12 protein-coding genes and 1 tRNA gene are annotated in these 19,106 nt (G+C 72.5%); 7 read left to right on the forward strand and 6 right to left on the reverse strand.

The annotated features are described in order from the left end of the window. The first annotated feature begins 54 nt into the window (after positions 1-54). Positions 55-519: an adenylyltransferase/cytidyltransferase family protein gene (locus tag ACFU0Y_RS03850; RefSeq protein WP_380213126.1), complete on the forward strand. Its 465-nt coding sequence runs from the start codon at positions 55-57 to the stop codon at positions 517-519. Positions 520-522: 3 nt separating this feature from the next. Here the strand turns inward: ACFU0Y_RS03850 and ACFU0Y_RS03855 are convergent, their stop codons facing one another. Continuing rightward, positions 523-2,061 carry a polymer-forming cytoskeletal protein gene (locus ACFU0Y_RS03855; RefSeq protein WP_380213127.1) on the reverse strand — a complete coding sequence of 513 codons (1,539 nt, stop codon included), beginning with the start codon at positions 2,059-2,061 and terminating at the stop codon, positions 523-525. A gap of 191 nt (positions 2,062-2,252) precedes the next feature. On the opposite strand from ACFU0Y_RS03855, the gene ACFU0Y_RS03860 reads away from it, so the two are divergent. Continuing rightward, complete coding sequence (locus ACFU0Y_RS03860) at positions 2,253-3,518, forward strand: ScyD/ScyE family protein (RefSeq protein ID WP_380213128.1); 1,266 nt, start codon at positions 2,253-2,255, stop codon at positions 3,516-3,518. A 127-nt stretch (positions 3,519-3,645) separates the two neighbouring features. On the opposite strand, the gene ACFU0Y_RS03865 is transcribed toward ACFU0Y_RS03860, so the two are convergent. The 4 genes from ACFU0Y_RS03865 to ACFU0Y_RS03880 all read right to left on the reverse strand — a co-directional run bounded on the left by ACFU0Y_RS03865 (position 3,646) and on the right by ACFU0Y_RS03880 (position 11,481). Next, the gene (locus tag ACFU0Y_RS03865) at positions 3,646-4,743 is read right to left on the reverse strand and encodes an NAD(P)/FAD-dependent oxidoreductase (RefSeq protein ID WP_380213129.1); all 1,098 of its coding nucleotides are present in this window, start codon (positions 4,741-4,743) and stop codon (positions 3,646-3,648) included. Beyond that, on the reverse strand, positions 4,740-8,138 hold the full coding sequence (locus ACFU0Y_RS03870) for a LodA/GoxA family CTQ-dependent oxidase (protein ID WP_380213130.1): 3,399 nt from the start codon (positions 8,136-8,138) through the stop codon (positions 4,740-4,742). The genes ACFU0Y_RS03865 and ACFU0Y_RS03870 overlap by 4 nt, the downstream gene beginning before the upstream one ends. A 293-nt stretch (positions 8,139-8,431) precedes the next feature. After that, positions 8,432-9,634, reverse strand: coding sequence for an aminoglycoside phosphotransferase family protein (locus ACFU0Y_RS03875; RefSeq protein WP_380213131.1), 1,203 nt, complete (start codon positions 9,632-9,634; stop codon positions 8,432-8,434). A gap of 5 nt (positions 9,635-9,639) precedes the next feature. Next, a complete protein-coding gene (locus ACFU0Y_RS03880) occupies positions 9,640-11,481 on the reverse strand; it encodes an ABC-F family ATP-binding cassette domain-containing protein (RefSeq protein ID WP_380213132.1) in 1,842 nt (613 codons plus the stop codon). 332 nt (positions 11,482-11,813) lie between these two features. On the opposite strand from ACFU0Y_RS03880, the gene ACFU0Y_RS03885 reads away from it, so the two are divergent. The 5 genes from ACFU0Y_RS03885 to ACFU0Y_RS03905 all read left to right on the forward strand — a co-directional run bounded on the left by ACFU0Y_RS03885 (position 11,814) and on the right by ACFU0Y_RS03905 (position 16,575). Continuing rightward, entirely contained in the window at positions 11,814-12,581 is a 768-nt protein-coding gene (locus tag ACFU0Y_RS03885; RefSeq protein ID WP_380213133.1) for a hypothetical protein, read from the forward strand. A 62-nt stretch (positions 12,582-12,643) separates the two neighbouring features. Next, positions 12,644-12,716: transfer RNA gene (locus ACFU0Y_RS03890), tRNA-Gln, on the forward strand. Positions 12,717-12,948: 232 nt separating this feature from the next. Next, a complete protein-coding gene (glmU, locus tag ACFU0Y_RS03895) occupies positions 12,949-14,472 on the forward strand; it encodes a bifunctional UDP-N-acetylglucosamine diphosphorylase/glucosamine-1-phosphate N-acetyltransferase GlmU (protein ID WP_380213150.1) in 1,524 nt (507 codons plus the stop codon). A 2-nt stretch (positions 14,473-14,474) separates the two neighbouring features. Next, positions 14,475-15,458 (forward strand): ribose-phosphate diphosphokinase, encoded by a 984-nt coding sequence (locus ACFU0Y_RS03900; RefSeq protein WP_380213134.1) that lies wholly within the window; start codon positions 14,475-14,477, stop codon positions 15,456-15,458. An 82-nt stretch (positions 15,459-15,540) separates the two neighbouring features. Next, the gene (locus tag ACFU0Y_RS03905) at positions 15,541-16,575 is read left to right on the forward strand and encodes a chitinase (RefSeq protein WP_380213135.1); all 1,035 of its coding nucleotides are present in this window, start codon (positions 15,541-15,543) and stop codon (positions 16,573-16,575) included. A gap of 44 nt (positions 16,576-16,619) precedes the next feature. On the opposite strand, the gene ACFU0Y_RS03910 is transcribed toward ACFU0Y_RS03905, so the two are convergent. Then, positions 16,620-18,893 carry a bifunctional polysaccharide deacetylase/glycosyltransferase family 2 protein gene (locus tag ACFU0Y_RS03910; protein WP_380213136.1) on the reverse strand — a complete coding sequence of 758 codons (2,274 nt, stop codon included), beginning with the start codon at positions 18,891-18,893 and terminating at the stop codon, positions 16,620-16,622. Positions 18,894-19,106: the final 213 nt, after the last annotated feature.

Below are 19,106 nucleotides of genomic sequence, written 5' to 3' on the forward strand. Positions count from 1 at the left end.
GGCCGCCGCCGGCGGCCGGGGCCTCACCTCTTCGATCCGACAGGAGCGACCGGCATGAACACCACCCCCTCCCAGGACCCGACGGCGCGGCGGCCCCGCGTGGGCTACGCGGCCGGGGCGTTCGACCTGTTCCACGTGGGGCACCTGAACATCCTGCGCCAGGCCAGGCAGCACTGCGACCACCTGATCGCCGGGGTGGTCTCGGACGACCTGATCGAGATCACCAAGGGCCACCGGCCCGTGGTCTCCCTGCGGGAGCGGATGGAGATCGTCGAGCACATCCGCTACGTGGACCAGGTCCACGCCGAGGTGCTGCTGGACAAGCTGGACACGTGGCAGCAGCTCCGCTTCGACGTGTTCTTCAAGGGGGACGACTGGCGCGGCACCCCGAAGGGCGAGCGGCTCGAGCGGGAGTTCGCGGCGGTGGGCGTGGAGGTCGTGTACTTCCCGTACACGGTCCACACGTCCTCCACGAAGCTGCGCGCGGCCCTCGAGGTGCTCTCGATGCCGGTGGGCTGAGGCTCAGCGCGGCGGTTCCGTGGGGCCCTGCCGCCCGGAGCCGCCGCCGGACCACGGCGGCCGCGGCTGCTGCGACGGCCCCGGCGGGATGCGCCCCGCGTCGGCCTGCCCGGCGCCGGCGGGCTGGGCGTCCGTCGGCCACGGTCCGGTGTCCGCCCCGTGTTCCCGGCCCGCCTCCCGGTCCCGCTCCGCGCGCCGGCGCGCCCGGGAGCGGCGGGCGGCGTCCCAGGCCCACACCACGAGCGCGCCCACGCCGAGCAGCGCCACGAGCAGGGCGACGACGGGACCCAGGAAGGGCACGGCCCGCAGCAGCACGTAGAGCAGCAGGCCGAGGGCCAGGGCGAGCACGCGCCGGCCGAAGCGCGCCGGCGCCCGGTCCCGCAGGACCAGCCCGCCGGCGGTGAGGCCCACCACGACCGGGGCCAGCAGGGCCACGGCGAGCACCAGCCCCAGGACCAGCACGAGGTCGATGACCACGGCCGTGGTCACGACCGCGGCGGCCAGCCCGGCGAGGGTCAGCCAGCCCAGGGCGGCGGCCAGCAGGACCGAGACGACGAGCACGGCGAGCACGGCGACGGCGGTGCCCGCGATCGCCAGGGCTCCCCAGCCGAGGCTGATCCAGGGCCGGGCGCGGAGCGTGGCCGCCGCCCCGGTCACGGCCCGGGGCAGCAGCCACAGCGCGAGCAGCCCGACCAGGAACAGCGTCACGAACCGGCGCAGACCGGCGATCAGCAGCGCGAGCGGACCGGTGGGTCCGACGGGCTGCTCCTCGACGGCCACCTGCTCGTACGTGACCTCCCCGGCGATCTCGGCGCCCGGGGCGACGGCGGCCTCTGTCCCGGACCGGTAGGACAGGTTCCCGTCGAGGCGGGCCGCGTCGGTCAGCGTCAGCCCGGGGTCCACGCGAGGGACGGCCACGCCGGTGGTCGGTGCCCAGGCGGCACCGGTGGCGTCGGCGGAGCCCACGTCCGCCTGCACGTCCCCGCCGATCGTGCCGGCCAGGGCGAGCGCGGCGGCACCGGCGGTCAGGTCGCCCTCGACCGACCCGGCCAGCAGGGCCTGGTAGGCGCCGAGCAGGACGTCCCCGCCGATCTCGGCGCCGGGGCGGGTCTCCACGCTGTATCCGGCCGTGACCAGGTCGTCGGCCACCCGGGCCTGCTCGCCGAGCAGGAGCGTCTGGCCGGCCAGGCGGGCGTCGTCGCCCACGGTGCCCTCGATCACCACGGTCCGGGCCGCCGCCATGAGGTCCCCCTCGACGGTGCCGTTGATCGTCACCGTCCCGGCGGCCACCAGGAGGTCGCCGCGCACGGTGCCGTCGACCACCACGGTCCCGCCGGTCACGTACAGGTCGTCGTCCACGACCTCGTCCGCCGCCACCAGCACGTCGTCCTCGCCGCCGCGCAGCTCCAGCGCCCCGGCGGCGGGCGCGGTGAGCAGGGCGGTACCGAGGGCGAGGACCAGCAGGGTGAGCATCGTCAGCAGGGCGAGCGGTCGGAGCAGGAACGGGGCGGACGAGGTGCGCGGCACCGGTGGGGTCTCCATGCTCCCGAGTCCACGCTCGGCTCCGGACGGAGTCAAGGAACGGGCCAGTGTGACGGCGCCCCGCCCTGTACCCGCGCGTAGGTGAAGAGGTGGTCACGGTTGCGGATCGTTGCTGGTGGGGGTGGAAGCACGGTCCTAGCCTGGGGCTGTCGCGCGGCCGTCGCGCGGGAGGATCCGACCGGGGGTGGGTCATGACAGGACAGAGACTCGGAGCAGGGCTGTTCACGGCCGTCGTGGTGCTGGCGGGGTCGGTGCCGTCGGCGTTCGCGCACGGGGACGACGGGTCGTCCGGACCACGGGTGGTCGCGGACGGCCTGGACAATCCGCGGCAGCTCAACCGGGACCAGCACGGGAACCTGGTCGTGGCCGAGGCCGGCCGCGGCGGAACGGACTGCGGGGAGATGGGGTGCGCCGGACCGACCGGGGCCGTCAGCCTGATCGAGAACCCGGGATTCGGCACGCCCACGGTCTCGACCGTGGCCGAGGGCTTCCTGAGCATGGCCGGCCCTGACGGCTCCTTCGCAGTCGGCGCCAACGGCGCGGACGCCACGGACGTGGCCGGCCAGTACATCGTGGCCGGTTACGATCCTGCGGGGCCGCCCATGCAGAACGGATCGATGCTCGTGGCGGGCACCGAGGAGGACGGTGAGTCCTACCTGATTCCATACGCCGACCTGCAGGCCGCCGAGGAGGAATTGAACCCCGACGGAGCGCAGATCGAGTCCAACCCGTATGCGGTGCTCTACGTGGACGAGGACGACGAAGTTTCGCCGGACGGCTACGCGCTCGTGGCCGACGCCGCCGCGAACACCGTGTGGAAGGTCGAGCCGGACTTCTCCACCGCCACGGAGGACGCCCTGCCGGAGTACGAGATCACGGTGTTCGCCACCTGGCCGACCCCCGCGCTGCCGGACGGCACGGATGACCCGGCCGGTCCGGCCGAGTTCGTGCCGACGTCCCTGACCGCGGACAAGTACGGCAACGTCTACGTGGGCGGTCTGGGCTCCGAGCGCCCGGGGGAGGCCTCGGTCGTGCAGTTCTCCGCGGACGGCACCGAACTGGGCCGCTGGGACGGCTTCACCGCGGTCACCGGCGTGGCCGTGGACGGCAAGCACCTGTACGTCTCGCAGCTGTTCGGGCCGACCCCGCCGTTGCCTCCGGGGGAGACCCCGGCGGAGGAGGCGCCCCCCACCCCGGGGAAGGTGCCCGGCCAGGTGGTGGTGCTGCACCGGCACCAGGAGGACGCTACCCGGTACGCGATCGACGTCCCGCTGCCGGCCGGTCTAGCAACCGGCAGGCACGGCCAGGTCTACGCCTCGGTGAACAGCGTGGCGCCGGCCGAGGGCATCGCGGAGGGGCCGCAGAACCCCTATGGCGCTATCGGCGGCGGCGCGGTCTGGGAACTGGACTTCTCGGATGCCTACCGACTGCAGGCCGCGGAGGCCACCGAGGAGTAGGACGGGACGGATCGACGGCGGTGGCGGGGCGCTATCCCGCCACCGCCGTCCGTCTGGGCCCACCGATTCGCCGCGCACCCACGGCCCGGGGTAACCGTCGCGTCAAGCCCGCTCGCCGAGCGATGCCTCACGAACCCATGTTTGCAGGGATGCTCCTCCGCCGGCGTTGCCAGAATGGGGAGGACCAGCGTCTTTCGGTGGCATAGATCTCTGCGCGCTCGAGCAGGTACTTGGTGCATGCGGTGTCCTGAGTGTGCTCGTACGCCTCGAGTGGGGCCGTGCCCGCTCCGTCCAGGCAGGCCTCGACCGCGGTGGCGCCGGCGGCTGCGCTCCGGAGAGCGCGGACGATCCCGCTTCCGGAGGCAGGATCGACAGCGAGAGCGGCGTCGCCGAGCGCAAGCCACGGGAGTGCGTCACGGCGGTGTAGCCGCTGGCTCGTCGCTGCGTGCACCGTCGGTCCGCTGCGGAGGGGGAGCCCACGCAGCCGGCGGCTGGTCAGCGGGGCGGTGTTAAGACGCTCACGCCACACGACCCGGGAGGCGAGGTTGCCGTCGCGACACAGGTCGGCGTCGGTCATGAGCATGGCGACGAGACGGCCGGACGGCAACGGAGCGGAGTACCACCAGCCGTCGGGAACCGTCTCGATCAGAAGGTGGCCCGCCTCGGCCGTGCGGTCGGCCGTGACCGTGATGGCGACGAGCCGGTCCAGCGGAATCCGCTCGGCACCCAGCATCCTGCCGATCCGGGCGCTGCGGCCGGTTCCGTCCACGACGACCCACGACTCGAAGAATCCACCACTGGAGAGCTCGAGCGTCCACCGATCGCCGTGCCACAGGCAGGAGCGGACAGTTGTCCCGGTCAGGAGTGCAGCCCCTTCACGCGCGGCGCTGTCCGCGAGCCAGGCGTCGAAGGACAGCCGGTCCACGTGCCAGGCGCAGCCGTACGGACTCAGGACGTGGGAGTGGGTGGCCGGCTCCGCGCTGCCCCAGGCGCTCTCCGTGCCCCAGGAGGGCAGCGGCGCGAGGGCGAGGAAGTCCTCCCAGAGGCCTGCGGCGCGAAGGTCCTGCTGGATGGACGGGGCCACTGTCTCACCGATCCGCGGCCGCCGGAATCTGCTGTGCTCGAGCAGCACCACGCGGCGGCCGGCCCGGGCGCAGAGCAGGGCGAGCAGGGACCCGGCCGGCCCTGCGCCCACCACGACGATGTCGCGCGGTGCGCTCGTCACCGGTCCCCCACCTCCCCGTCGGCCGAGCGCCGTTCCTCGGCATGACTCGGTACGGCTCCGATGTCGACACTTCCCTCTGTGAGACGCTCGACGAGCCGGGGATCGGCACGAAGCAGCCCGGACAGCAGGCTGCCCAGACTTCGATCCTGCACGCGCAAGAGCTCACCGAGGTCGCGGCTGAGGTCACGTGTATCGGAGCCGCCCCTCCAGACGCCGGCGGTGAGAGTGCGCTCCCGCTCCCACGGAAGCCCACGCCGGGTGTGACCTCTTGCCCGGATCCGCAGGCGATAGAGCCCCGGCACGGATGCGGTGAACCGGCCCTCGAATCGCTGTTCGTCCGCCGCCCTGAGATCGAGGTGGGTGGGGGGCCCGTCAGGTGGCGTGATCTCCACCCACACCGTTGTGTCGCCCGCGACGGGCAGCGCGGATTGCGCCACGGTCGCGCTCACGGTGAGCACATCCCCAGGTCGGTGACCGGTCTGCTCGACATGGGCGCGGAGGGTGAGGTCGGAATGGGCGTGGACGACGAGGCTGTACGGGAGACCGCGCCGGTCCGTCGACGCCGGGGAGACCGCGGCGGTCTCCCCACGGCGGGCGGCGGCGGACGCCGCTCCGGCTGCCTCGGCAGCGACGAGATAGGCGCGTTCGTGCTCGTGAAGGCTCCGCCGGTGCTGCTGAATGCCACCCTGTGGGGGGCGACCGCGGAGGATGCCGGGGTCGGTGCCTCTCCCGGAGCCCGAGCGCTCCAATCGCGGCCGGCCGAGGGCGAGGAGCGCGTGCCAGGTGCCCTCCTGGTCGAATCGGCCGGGAAGGAGTTGCGCCGGGAGGGAGAAGCGGTAGAAGGCGAGCCCATCGCCGGTGTGGAAGGCCATTGTCGGTTCGGACTGCGCGCGCCAGGGCTCGACCAGGAAGCCGTTCGGGGTCTGGAGGCGGAAGTCCACGGAGTTCGGGTGTTCGGTGAGCAGGACGATCTCCAGACCGGAGTCGGCGTCACTGACCGTGAACGGGATGCGGTGCACTTCGTCGCCTCGCAGCTCGCCCTCGGGATCGAGAACGATCTCGGTGTTCGAGATCCCCGAGAGGATGTGGAGGAAGTACTTCTGCAACAGAAAGCGTTGGTCGGCCGTGATGGTGCCGGTGACCAGCAGATAGCCGCCGGTGTTCCCGGACAGGGCCTGCAGTGCCGGTGCGCTGGTGTTCTGCGGCGTGCCGAGGCCCACAGCGTAGGTGGTCGCGTCGATCTGGTCCGCGACGTCGGAGATCCAGCGCGGGCTGTTCTCGACGCCGTCGGTGAGCACCACGAGTGCCGTGGCGTCGTAGGCGCCTCGTGCAGACCGGAGCTGGCCGTGTCCCTCCCAGATGCCGTCGCCGATGGAGGTTGCTCCCCCGGGATCCAGGCCGGGGCCGTTGACGACGTCGTGCGTGGCAGCGCGGTTGAAGTCCGTCAGGCCGCCCCCTCCGAGTTCGAGCACCGGCTGGAGCACCTGGGCGTCCTCGTTGTAGCGGACGACGGAGATGCCGTCGCCGGCCAGTGCGAGGTCGACGAAGACATTCGCGGCCTGCTGCAGTGCCACGTGCTTGGTCTGCCCGTCGCCACGGTCCTCGGCCATGCTGCCCGACCGGTCGAGGACGAGCGCGGATGCGGTGGTGCGCCGCGGAACAGTGTTGCCGTCGACAGTCACGTCCCAGGTCTGCGTCGAGTCGGCCACGTTCCGGACCGTGAGCAGCTGGGTGGGCATGGCCGATCCTGCGGCACCGGTGCGGTAGACCAACCACAGACGGGCCGTGCCTACCGACGAAGCGTTGGTGGGTCCGACGGTCACGGCGCTCGTGACGGCGACGAGCTGGGGATGGGTCGGCCCGGCGCCGGGAGCGTATTCGAGGGTGACCGGTGCGCCGGGGGAGATCACCTCGAAAGTGATGGCGAGCGGCATCTCTCGCACCATCGCCATGGGTCCCTGGGGAACATCGATGAAGTTCAACCGCGGACTCAGCAAAGTGACGGACGGCTGGTCGCAACGCTCCACCTCGACCTTCTGATCGCCCTGCTCGACGACGAAGCCGAGGCTGTGCCACCGCTGGACCATGTCCATCGCGCTCGGGGCGCCGCGCTCCCAGCGCACCGAGGACGACGCTCCCGGAGCGAAGACGTCATTGGGGCGAGGCACCGGCCACCACAGGTCGTTGCAGGCCTTGAAGTCGGCCTGCCAGGGCAGGGCCAGGGCAGCAGTGATGTCGCCGGCGGTCGAGTGGGCGTGGTCCAGTCTGAAGGCCTCCGTGTAGGGCTTCTCGAGAATGGGGCGGGAGCCCTCCTCGAGCCCGCCGGCCTCGATGCCGGGGAAGAAGGCGGCGCCGACCGCGGCCTCGAGCGCCGAGCGGTCCAGCCCCTCCGGGGTCACGTCCGGCGGGGGATCGGGGGCACCCTGCCAGTCGTCGGTGTAGTTGCCGGCCTGCCAGCGCTGGAGATGACCGTACTGGGTCTCTGTGAGGACGGCGTCAGCGCCCCAGAGCCGGGGCATGTCCGCCTGACCGCCCCCCGGCGGAGTGACCCTGCTCACGATGGCCGTGACGGCAGCGGGAGACGTCACGGGATCGGTCCACTGATGCGCCCCGCGGATGGCCTCCACCCACCTCATGTCCCGAGCCCGTTGAAGAACGGGGTGGATGTCCTCCGTGTATGACGTGGTGGTGGGCGCGGGATGCAGGCCGCGGGAGATCATCTCCTGGAGCACGCGGTCGTACAGCGTCGTGGGGCTGTCCTGCTGTGGGGCGAATTTGGGCGGACCGACGATCACCCAAGCCGGCGCGACGGTCGGCGCGTCACCCGTGTCGCGCAACGTGATGGTGGCCGTGACGGGTCCGTCAGCGACGTCGTCGTACCAGCCGGGGTTGGCCCAGAAGTCGCCGATGAAGTTGCCCGCGGGCGACCTCGAGGTCCCGGCGCCTCCGAGAACGAGCAGCCGCCCGTTGTCGTCGGTGCGCATCTCGCCGAGGGGTACCTTGACCTCGGCTTGGCCTGCGAAGCGGATGCTTCCGGTGTCGAAGAGGTGGCGCTGGTCCGGGCCGGTCGCTGTGCGGGGGCCTGGATCGATGGTGATGTCGGCGGCGGGCTCGTTGTTGCCCCGGCCCGGGAAAGATGCTTTCTTATTGGCGAGATGCACGGTCCAGGTGATCTGGGCCTGGAGGTCCGAGACCTCCTGCGCCGTGCCGTCGTCGTGGTGGGCGAAGACGCGGAAACGTGCCGCCTGTCTTTTCACGCGGCATTGGGCATCCTTGAAGCCGCCCGGGGGATTCGGGCGCTCGCCCGGTCGCTCGGGGCCGATGTAGAACTCGTCGGGACTGTTGCCGACCCGAGCGATCCCGATGGCGGGGTGGATCTTGTACGTGATGGCCATGGCACGGTCTCCTCAGTGGCGGACAGGTCGACCAGGCACCGGGTGAATGCGGTGGCCGACAAGTGGTCCTAGGCGAGCTGACAGCAACACACCACCGGTCACGACCCCGAACAGGCGAACTGGTCTCGATGCGACCCATGCTCGGCCGAACGGCGTGACTGCGGTGTTACTGCCCGTCTGACGACCGGGCGACGCCCATCGCCGGGGTTCACGGCTGACGGCGGCCTTCCGCGGCGCGGCCAACGGAAGGGCAGTGCACCGGGATTCAGCGGGTTCAGCCTGCAGGGCCGCTGTCAGGAGGAGTTCGAGAGGAACCGCTCGGCGATCTCCAGCCGCCGGCGGGCCCGGTCCGGCGGGCCGCCCGAGCGGCGGGCGCCGGCCACCAGGGACAGGGCGACCCCTGCGCAGCGCACCCGCAGCGCGGCCGGGTCCACAGCCGCGTCGAAGCCGGCGAGCAGGCGCTGCGCGGCGGCCGGCGCGTGCCCGTAGCGGTCGTGGACCGTGGGCAGCACCGCGAGGTGGGCCACGAGGCAGGCGAGGTCGTCCACCCGGTGGCCGGGGCCCACGGCGTCGACGTCGAGCAGCCCCGTCACCGGTCCGAACGCCCCGGAGTCCCCCGGGCCCACGAGCAGGTTCGACTCGTACAGGTCCCCGTGCACGGGCACCACGGGACCGGGGTCCGTAGCCCGGCGGGCGGCGTCGACCGCCGCGGCCAGCCGCTCGATCCGGGCCCGCTCCTCCGGCAGGGCCACCGCGGCCGCGTGCCCGTAGTCGAGGACCCGGTCCGTCCAGGAGGCGCGCGCCGGGAGCCCGAGCGCGGCGGCGGGCAGGGCGTCGAGCAGCGTGAGCACGTGCTCGGGGCGCAGCGCGGCGGCGCCGTCCTCCCGCACGGATGCGGCCAGCGGGGCGCCCGGCAGCTGCCGGAGCACCACGACGTCCCGCACGGGGTCCTCCACGGGGGCCGGCACGGGCAGCCCGGCCCCGAGCAGCATCCGGTGCCGGGCGTGCAGGGCCGCAGCCCGGTCCTGCCGCAGCACCTTGAGATAGCGCACCTCGGACTCGTGGACCGCTCGCAGCACGGCACGGCGGGTCGGCCGGTAGGAGACCTCGGTGAGCTCGGCGGGCACGGTGGAGGCGAAGACGTCCCGCCCCACGGCGCCGGGGGAGGAGGCCCAGGCCAGCCCGGGCAGCCAGGGGTCGTGCGGGTGCGGCCACGCCACGAGGTCCACGCCCTCGTGCCGGATCCGGGTCACGCCGTCGGTGGAGCGCCCGGGCGGGTCGGCGGTGCTCACGCACACCACCTCGGCGGCCCGCCGTGCGCCGGTCAGGGCCACGACGTCGTAGACCGCGCTGACCCCGGCGCCCGGCCGGTGGTGGACGCGCCGCAGCGTCCACCGCTGCACGGCGGAACCGGCGGGGGCGAGCGCGGCCGCCAGGACCGGGCCCGTCCGGCTGCCCGAGAGCAGGGCCACGGCCTCCTGCTCCGGGCCCGCCACGGGGGCTAGACCAGGTCCTCGGACAGCTCGAGCCAGCGCAGCTCGAGCTCCTCGATCTCGTCCTGGACCGCGCTCAGCCGTGCGGTGATCCCGCCGAGGCCGGTGTAGTCGGACTGGTCGTGCTCGGCCATCTCCGCGTGCAGCGCGTCGACCTGGGCGGAGAGCTTCTCGAGCTTCCGCTCGATCGCGCCCACCTCCTTCTGCGCGGCGCGGGCCTGGGCGCCGGAGAGCCGGGGCGCGCCCTCCGCCGTCGTCGTCCCGTTCGAGGACGCCCCCGCGGCCGCCAGCGGGTTCGAGGCGTTCGCGGAGCCGGCGGCCGTGCCGGTGCGGGACTGGGAGGCGAGCTCCAGGTACTGCTCCACCCCGCGGGGCAGGTGCCGGAAGCGGCCGTCGATCACGGCGTACTGCTGGTCGGTGACCCGCTCCAGGAGGTAGCGGTCGTGCGAGACCACCAGCAGGGTGCCCGGCCAGGTGTCGAGCAGGTCCTCCATGGCCGCGAGCATGTCGGTGTCGAGGTCGTTGGAGGGCTCGTCGAGGATCAGCACGTTCGGCTCGTCGAGCAGGATCATCAGCAGCTGCAGGCGCCGCTTCTGCCCGCCGGAGAGGTCCTTCACGGGCGTGGCGAGCTGCTCGTGGGTGAAGCCCAGGCGCTCCAGCAGCTGGCCCGGCGTCATCTCCTTGCCGTCGGCCACGTAGGTGGTGCGCTTGGAGGCCACCACGTCCGAGACCCGGTCCTCGGCCACGTCCTCCAGCTCGGACAGCTGCTGGGTGAGGGTCGCGATCTTCACGGTCTTCCCGCGCTTGACCCGCCCGCTGGTGGGCTGCACCTCGCCGGTGACCAGGCCCAGCAGCGTGGACTTGCCCGCGCCGTTGACGCCCAGGATGCCGGTGCGCTCGCCGGGGGCGATCAGCCAGGTCACGTCCCGGAGCACCTCCCGCGGCCCGTCGTCCTCGGTGGGGTAGGAGACGGAGACCTTCTCGAGGTCCACCACGTCCTTGCCCAGCCGGGAGACCGCCAGCTGGGACAGGGCCACGGTGTCGCGCGGCGGCGGGACGTCGTTGATCAGCTGGTTCGCGGCCTCGATCCGGAACTTCGGCTTGGCCGTGCGGGCGGGCGCGCCGCGGCGCAGCCACGCCAGCTCCTTCTTCATGAGGTTCTGCCGCTTGGACTCCACGGTGGCGGCCTGCCGGTCCCGCTCCACGCGCTGCAGGACGTACGCCGCGTAGCCGCCCTCGAAGGGCTCCACCATCCGGTCGTGCACCTCCCACGTGTCGGTGCACACGGCGTCCAGGAACCACCGGTCGTGGGTGACCACGGCCAGCCCGCCCTGGTTCTTCGGCCAGCGGTTGTTCAGGTGGCGGGCCAGCCACGTGATGCCGTCCACGTCCAGGTGGTTGGTGGGCTCGTCGAGGAAGATGACGTCCCAGTCCCCGGCGAGCAGCGCGGCGAGCGCCACGCGGCGCTTCTGCCCGCCGGAGAGCTCGCCGAGCCTCGCGTCCCAGTCGAGGTCCTTGACCAGCCCCGCGATGACGTCGCGCACCTTCGCGTCCCCGGCCCACTCGTGCTCCTCGCGGTCGCCGACGACGGCGTGCCCCACGGTCAGCTCCGGGTCCAGCACGTCGGCCTGGTCCAGCATGCCCACGTGCACACCGGAGCGGACGGTCACGCGGCCCCCGTCCGGCCGGAGCCGTCCGGCGAGCAGCTTCATGAGCGTGGACTTGCCGTCGCCGTTGCGGCCCACGATGCCGATCCGGTCGCCCTCGTCGATGCCGAGACTGACGGCGTCGAAGACCGTCTTGGTGGGGAATTCCAGGTGCAGGTTCTCGCCGCCGAGTAGATGTGCCACCCGTCAAGGGTACTCGCGCCCCGCGCCCCGCCGAGTCCCCACAGATTGACCCGCTGCCCCGCCGAGTCCCCACAGATTGACCCGCTGCCCCGCCGAGTCCCCACCACTCGGCCCCCTGCCCCGCCGAGTCCCCACCCGCACGCGCCCGCGATCGTCGAGCCCCCAGGGTGGTCGCATTTCCCCAGGCGGAATCATGGGGAAACACGAGCTGGTTGGGGACTCGGCGGCACTGGGGCGGCACGGGGGCGGCACGGGGGTGCGCAGGGGAACGACGGATGTGCGGACAGAAACTTCTCAGCGGCGGCTCATGCTCGGATGAGAGCATGGAGGGCATGGAGCACACATCGACGGAGCGATCCTCCTCGACCCCGAGCACACGTCCCCTGGGCACCAGGCTGGACGGCATCACGGACCTGGAGCAGGCCGTCCGGGCCGTGACGGAGCACCCCGGACCCGTGGAGATCCCGGCGGGGCCCGGCCAGCTGGTCGGGCGCCACCTCGGGTCGGTGCCGCAGCGGCAGGTGGGGGAGGCCCTGCGCGGAGCGGGCGCCGACCCCCTGATGCTGCGGGCGGACATCTCGATCGACCAGGACATCCCGGACGAGGGCGTCATCGCGGTGCTCGACGACCACCTCTCCCTGGCCGCGGGCGTGGGTGCCGAGTACCTCGTGGTGCCCCGGGCCGGCATGGGCGGGCGGGGTCGCAGCGAGGACCGGATCTTCTCCATGCTCGCCGCACTCGCCGAGGCCGCCTCGGCCCACCAGGTGCACCTGCTGCTCGAGACGGAGAGCGCCACCGCGGACGAGGTGGAGCTGATCCAGTACCTGGAGCGCGCCCGCGAGGCGGGGACCCTGGACGTGGACCCGCACTACGGTGCGTCCGTGGCCTGGAACGTCGCGGCGTCCTCGGCGGCGGGGGAGGGCCCGGCCGCCGCGTTCGAGCGGATGCGGCCCCTCCTGGACCGCGCGCCGCTGATCGTCTCGGGGGTGGACGAGGACACGGTCGAGGACCTGTTCGCCGCCGTCCCGGAGCTGCGGGAGGCCGCCGCCGCGGCCCGGATCATCGTGATCCTGGGCCGCCCGGGAGCGGCCGGGGCCTGATGCCCGAGTGGTAGGGTGACTGCCTGTGCACTGCGTGCACCACTGCCGTTCCACGGCGGTGCTCCGCCTTGGTGTAATCGGCAGCACCCCGGCCTTTGGAGCCGTGGAGTCTAGGTTCGAGTCCTAGAGGCGGAACGCCCGCATCCCGCCCGACAGCCCGGGAGCTCGGAAGTCCCCGAGCCGACGGGCGCAACACCCAGTGAGACGGAACCGAGCCGGAGCCACGAGCCCACCGGCGCCTCTCCCACGATCGACGACCGAGGAGCTGCATCCCGCCGTGAGCACCCCCCAGAGCACTGTGAACCGTCCGGGGGCGGCCGTCGGGCCCGCCGCCGTCATCGTCCTGGCCGCCGGCAAGGGCACGCGCATGAAGTCCAAGACCCCCAAGATCCTGCACCGGATCGGGGGTCGTTCCATGGTGGGGCACTGCCTGGTGGCCGCCCGGAGCCTGCACCCGCAGCGGCTGGCCGCGGTGGTGCGCTTCGAGCGGGAGCTCGTGGCCCCGCACGTCCTCGAGCAGGACCCCGAGGCGCTGATCGTGGACCAGGACGAGGTCCCCGGCACGGGCCGGGCGGTCCAGGTGGCCGTGGAGGCGCTCGACGCCCAGAAGCGGCTGACCGGCACCGTGGTCGTCACCTACGGCGACGTCCCGCTGCTGACCCCGGAGGTCCTGCAGCGGCTGGTCGCCCACCACGAGGAGCGCGGCAACGCGGTGACCGTGCTGACCGCCGACCACGAGCAGCCCGGCGGCTACGGCCGGATCCTTCGCGACGCCGACGGCTCCTTCCGCGAGATCAAGGAGGCCAAGGACGCCAGCGAGGCCGAGCTCGCGGTCGCCGAGATCAACTCCGGGATCTTCGCCTTCGACGCCGACGTGCTTCGCGACAGCCTCGCGAAGGTCACCTCGGACAACGCCCAGGGCGAGATGTACCTGACGGACGTCCCGCTGCTGGCCCGCGAGGCCGGCCACGCCGTGGACGCGCTGAAGATCGAGGACCGCTGGGAGGTCGAGGGCGCCAACGACCGCGTGCAGCTCGCCCAGCTCGGCGCCCACCTCAACCGCCGGGTCCTCGAGGCGCACATGCGCAACGGCGTGACGATCGTGGACCCCGCCAGCACCTGGATCGACGTGCAGGTGCGCATCGCCGCGGACGCCACGATCCTGCCGGGCACCCAGCTGCACGGGGGCACCCGGGTGGGCGAGGACGCCGTCGTCGGCCCGGACACCACCCTCACGGACGTGGAGGTCGGCCCCGGCGCCCACGTGGTGCGCACGCACGGCTCCGGCTCCGTGATCGGACCGCGCGCCAGCGTGGGCCCGTTCGCCTACCTGCGCCCGGGCACGGTGCTCGCCGACGAGGGCAAGATCGGCACGTTCGTGGAGACCAAGAACTCCCGGATCGGCACCGGCTCGAAGGTCCCGCACCTGTCCTACGTGGGGGACGCCACGATCGGCGAGCACTCCAACATCGGGGCGGCCTCCGTCTTCGTCAACTACGACGGCGTGCGCAAGCACCGCACCGTGATCGGCGACCACGTCCGGATGGGCTCGGACAACATGTACGTGGCGCCCGTGCAGGTCGGCGACGGCGCCTACTCCGGCGCGGGCACCACGATCCGCAAGGACGTGCCGCCCGGGGCGCTGGCCCTGACGGAGGGCGCGCAGCGGGTCGTCGAGAACTGGGTCGTGGAGCACCGGCCCGGCACCGCCGCGGCCGAGGCCGCCGCCCGCGCCCTGGGCAACGGGGCCGCCACGACCGCCTCCGGGACCACCGCGGGGACCACCGCGTCCGGGGCCACGCCCGGGACCACCGAGCACACCGGCGCAGCGGCCGGCGCGGACACCACGGCGCACGCCACGGCCGGGGACACCACCGAGGAAAGCGAGTAGCAATGACCACTGCCATCACGAACGAGGGCGCCAAGCAGCTGGTCCTGGTCTCCGGGCGGGCGCACCCCGAGCTGGCCGAGCGCATCGCGGCGGAGCTGGGCACGGAGCTGATCCCCACGGACGCCTACGACTTCGCCAACGGCGAGACCTACGTGCGCTTCGGGGAGTCGGTGCGCGGCACGGACGCCTTCCTCATCCAGTCGCACCCGGCCCCGATCAACCAGTGGATCATGGAGCAGCTGCTGATGATCGACTCCCTGAAGCGGGCGTCCGCGAAGTCGATCACCGTGGTGTCCCCGTTCTACCCCTACGCCCGGCAGGACAAGAAGCACCGGGGCCGCGAGCCCATCTCGGCCCGCCTCATCTCGGACCTCTACAAGACGGCCGGCGCGGACCGGCTGATGTCCGTGGACCTGCACACCGCGCAGATCCAGGGCTTCTTCGACGGCCCGGTGGACCACCTGATGGCCATTCCGCTGCTGGCGGAGCACGTGCGCTCCGTCGTCGACGTCGCGAACGTCACCGTGGTCTCCCCGGACACCGGGCGCGTGCGCGTGGCGGAGCAGTGGACGGAGCTGCTGGGCGGCTGCCCGCTCGCCTTCGTGCACAAGACCCGCGACATCACCCGCCCCAACCAGGCCACCTCCAAGGAGGTCGTGGGGCAGATCGAGGGCCGCACCTGCGTGCTGATCGACGACATGATCGACACCGGCGGGACCATCTCCGGCGCGGTGCAGGTGCTGCGCGAGCGGGGTGCCAAGGACGTCATCATCGCCGCGACCCACGCCGTGTTCTCGGACCCCGCCGTGGAGCGGCTGTCCACGTGCGGCGCCCTCGAGGTGGTCGTCACGGACACCCTGCCCGTGCCCCCGGAGCACCAGTTCGAGAACCTCACGGTCCTCTCGATCGCCCCGCTCATCGCGCGCGCCATCCAGGAGGTCTTCGAGGACGGCTCGGTGACCAGCCTGTTCGACGGCAGATCCTGACCTGGACCGAGACCTCCTCCGAGCACAGGATCCGGACCCGGACCGTGCCCCGGTCGACGACGACGCAGCCCCTCGCCGCGCGGTGAGGGGCTGCTCGGCGCGCGGCTCCCGGCGCCTGCGGTCCCTGGGGCTGCTCGGCGCCGCGGGCCTGGTCCTCACCGGCTGCGGGGACCAGCACGAGCCGTGGTCCGGCGGCTACGTCAACACCACGTCCTATCCGTACTTCGACTTCGGGACGGAGGCCGCAGGGCAGCCCCGCACGGTGCTGGGCTTCGTGGTGGCCGATCCGGAGGATCCGTGCACGCCCTCGTGGGGCGGCTACTACGGGCTCGACGAGGCAGAGGGCACCCTGCGGATGGAGGAGCAGATCGCGGCGCTGCGGGAGGCCGGCGGGGACGTGGTGGTCTCCTTCGGCGGCGCGGCCGGGGACGAGCTGGCCACCGCCTGCACCGACCCGGACCGGCTGCTCGCGGCGTACCGGACGGTGCTCGAGCGCTACGACGTGCGCACCGCGGACTTCGACATCGAACTGGACGACCTCGAGGACCCGGCGGCCAACCAGCGGCGGGCCGAGGTCCTGGTGCGCCTGCAGGAGGAGCGGGACGAGCCCCTGGAGATCTGGGCGACGCTGCCGGTGGCCCCGCGCGGCCTGGACCAGGACTCGGTGGACGTGGTGGCCCGGATGCTGGCGGCCGAGGTGGACCTCGCCGGGGTGAACGTCATGACCATGAACTACAGCGAGTCCAAGCCCGCGGAGCAGTCCATGGCCGCGGCCTCGGAGGAGGCGGCCCGCTCGGTGCACGGCCAGCTCACGGCGCTGTGGGGCGCGGCGGGCCAGGACCTCTCCGCGGAGGAGGCGTGGCACCGGATCGGCCTGACGCCCATGATCGGGGTCAACGACGTCCCGGGTGAGGTCCTGGACCTGGACGCGGCCGCCGAGCTCGCGGCCTTCGCCCGGGAGCAGGGCGTGGGACGGCTCTCCTACTGGTCCCTGAACCGGGACCGGCCGTGCACCGCGGAGGACGGGGACCCGGCCGAGGCCAACGACTTCTGCAGCGGGCTCGAGGAGGAGACCGGGGAGTTCACCCGGGTCCTCGTCGAGGACGTCGAGGAATAGCCGGACGGGACGTTGCCGGGGCCGATGCCGAGCCCGGTGCGAGGTCAGACGTGCTGCGCGTCCGCGCGGCGGTCCGCCGTTCCCTCGACGTCGAAGACGCTGTTGGTGCGCTCGGGCTTGTACCAGCCGATCATCCTGCCCCGCAGCGCCTGGAGCACGGAGGCGTAGAGCAGATAGGCGCGCAGGGGCTCGTAGACGATCCGGTAGACGGGCACGATCAGCAGGTGCGTCCAGGACTCCCCGACCATCCGGATGGCGATCACGCAGATGATCGCGTGGATGGTCAGCACGAAGGCGGCGAAGGCGGCGATGGGCTGCCAGTTGCCGACCGCGATGTTGATCCCGGCCATCAGCACGGTCAGGGGCAGGAAGACCAGCGGGATGACGGTGGCGAGCAGGGTGTAGGGCAGGGCGACGAGCCCGAGGAAGCCGTAGCGGGGGCGGAAGAGCATCCCGGCGTGCTTCCACAGGGCCTGGAGGTTGCCGTAGGTCCAGCGCAGCCGCTGCTTGGCCAGCCCCTGGATGGTCATGGGCGCCTCGGTCCAGGCCACGGCCTGGTTCTCCTGCACCACGGCCCAGCCCAGGCGCTGCAGGGTCATGGTGAGGTCGGCGTCCTCGGCGAGCGTGTCGTGGGAGTAGCCGCCGGCGGCCTGCAGGGCGTCCTTGCGCCAGGCCGCGCAGGCCCCGGGCACGATGGAGATGGCTCCGGCCACACCTTCGCCCATGCGGGTGACGCAGATCCCGGAGATGTACTCCAGGGACTGCCACATGGTGAGGATCCCGCGGCGGTTGCCGACCTTCACGTGCCCGGCCACCGCCCCGACGGGGCGCTTGCCGGCGCGGTCGGTGAAGTGGCGGGCGAACATCCGCACGGTCCGGGGCTCGAAGAGGGTGTCCCCGTCCAGGGTCACCACGATCTCGCCGCGGGCGGCCATGATCCCGTGGTTGGAGGCGATGGACTTGCCGCCGTTGGGCTGGGTGAGCACCCGCAGCGCCGGCCAGGACTCGGCGAAACGGCGCAGAATGGCCAGGGTGCCGTCGGTGGAGCCGTCGTCGACGGCGATGACCTCGAGGTTCGGGTAGTCGCTGGCGGCCAGCGCGGACAGGGTGCGTTCGACCACGGGCTCCTCGTTGAACACCGGCAGGATCACCGAGACCATGGGCAGGTCCTCCTCGGGGATCTGCGGCCAGACCCGGCGCTGCTGGCGCCGGTGGCCGATCAGGGCCAGCACCACGTAGAGGGCCGACATCAGGGTCAGGGACCCGATGCCGAACCAGAACAGCCACGTCATCAGCACGTCCGGCGTGACCGTGAGGGTGGTCAGGGCGAGGGCGGTGGCGTCGTCCGCCAGCACCGGCTGGGTGTCGGCGACCGGCTGGTGGTCCTCCGGGAGGAGCGGCGCCAGCGTGCTGAACGTGTAGCCGGCCGCCTTGGCGTCGCTGATCAGCTCCCGCAGGGCCTCGATCGTGGCGGTGCGGTCCCCGCCGCCGTCGTGCATCAGCACCACGCGCCCCTCCCCGTCGAGGGCGGGCAGCTCGATCTGCTCCCCGGGGCCGTACTGCCAGTCCTCGGTGTCGAGGGTGAAGTCCACGTGCAGGTAGCCCATCTGCTGGGCCTCGAGCACGGGGAGCGGCTTGTTGTCCGGGTCCCCGGTGGGCAGCCGGAACAGCGGAGTGGCGTAGTCGCCGACGGAGCGCATGGCCCGGTCGGTGCCGATCAGCTCCTCGCGGTTGCGGAAGTCGGCCTCCCAGGAGGTGAAGTGGGTCATCGTGTGGTTGCCCACCATGTGTCCCTCGCGGAGCACGCGCTGGAACAGGTCGGGGTGCTTGACCACGTTGGTCCCGATGCTGAAGAACGTGGCGGGCACTCCCTCGGCCGAGAGCACGTCGAGCACCTCGGGGGTGAACGCGGCGTCGGGCCCGTCGTCGAAGGTGATGATCAGCCGGCGGTCGGGGATCTCGCCGAAGCGCTCCATGGCGTAGGGGTGGCCTTCGACGAGCTTCGCCTCCTCCTCGCTGAGCGTGCGGAGGATCTCGTCGCTGAACGGATCGGCCAGCACGGCGGCGCCGTCGGCCTCCTCGACGAGACCGATCCGGGAGAACGGACGGGACGCGTCCCCGAGCAGCGGGATGTTCTCGGTGTCCCCGGTGGCGATCAGCTCGCGCGGATAGCCGGGGTCCTGGTTCAGCGACCGGTCCCAGGGCTGCGCCAGCGCCTGGGGCAGGATCCAGGAGAGCAGACCGGCCACGAGGGCGAGCAGCACCATGAGCGCGGCGAGGATCCGGTACCACCGCTTGCCGCTGGGGTCGTAGAACACCGGCGGCGCCACCGTGCTGCCGGAGCGGTCGGCTCGACGGCGCCGCGGAAAGTCGTGATGGTCCAACCTGTGGCGCACTGCATGCTCGTTCCCCCGGACGACGGTCCGCCACCCCGGCGGACCGGTCGGCTGGTCCCCCCGGACGGGCCGACCTGGCCAGCGTGCCAGGACGGAACGGGCATGTCACAAGCGCAAACATGTACGGAAGCACAC

Source organism: Kocuria sp. NPDC057446 (assembly GCF_042802875.1).
Taxonomy (GTDB): Bacteria; Actinomycetota; Actinomycetes; order Actinomycetales; family Micrococcaceae; genus Kocuria.

Bases quoted from the DNA above. Each gene is read 5' to 3' on its own strand.
- ACFU0Y_RS03850 (WP_380213126.1), top strand. From the start codon at position 55: ATGAACACCACCCCCTCCCAGGACCCGACGGCGCGGCGGCCCCGCGTG.
- ACFU0Y_RS03855 (WP_380213127.1), bottom strand. From the start codon at position 2,061: ATGGAGACCCCACCGGTGCCGCGCACCTCGTCCGCCCCGTTCCTGCTC.
- ACFU0Y_RS03860 (WP_380213128.1), top strand. From the start codon at position 2,253: ATGACAGGACAGAGACTCGGAGCAGGGCTGTTCACGGCCGTCGTGGTG.
- ACFU0Y_RS03870 (WP_380213130.1), bottom strand. From the start codon at position 8,138: ATGGCCATCACGTACAAGATCCACCCCGCCATCGGGATCGCTCGGGTC.
- ACFU0Y_RS03885 (WP_380213133.1), top strand. From the start codon at position 11,814: ATGGAGCACACATCGACGGAGCGATCCTCCTCGACCCCGAGCACACGT.
- glmU (WP_380213150.1), top strand. From the start codon at position 12,949: ATGAAGTCCAAGACCCCCAAGATCCTGCACCGGATCGGGGGTCGTTCC.
- ACFU0Y_RS03900 (WP_380213134.1), top strand. From the start codon at position 14,475: ATGACCACTGCCATCACGAACGAGGGCGCCAAGCAGCTGGTCCTGGTC.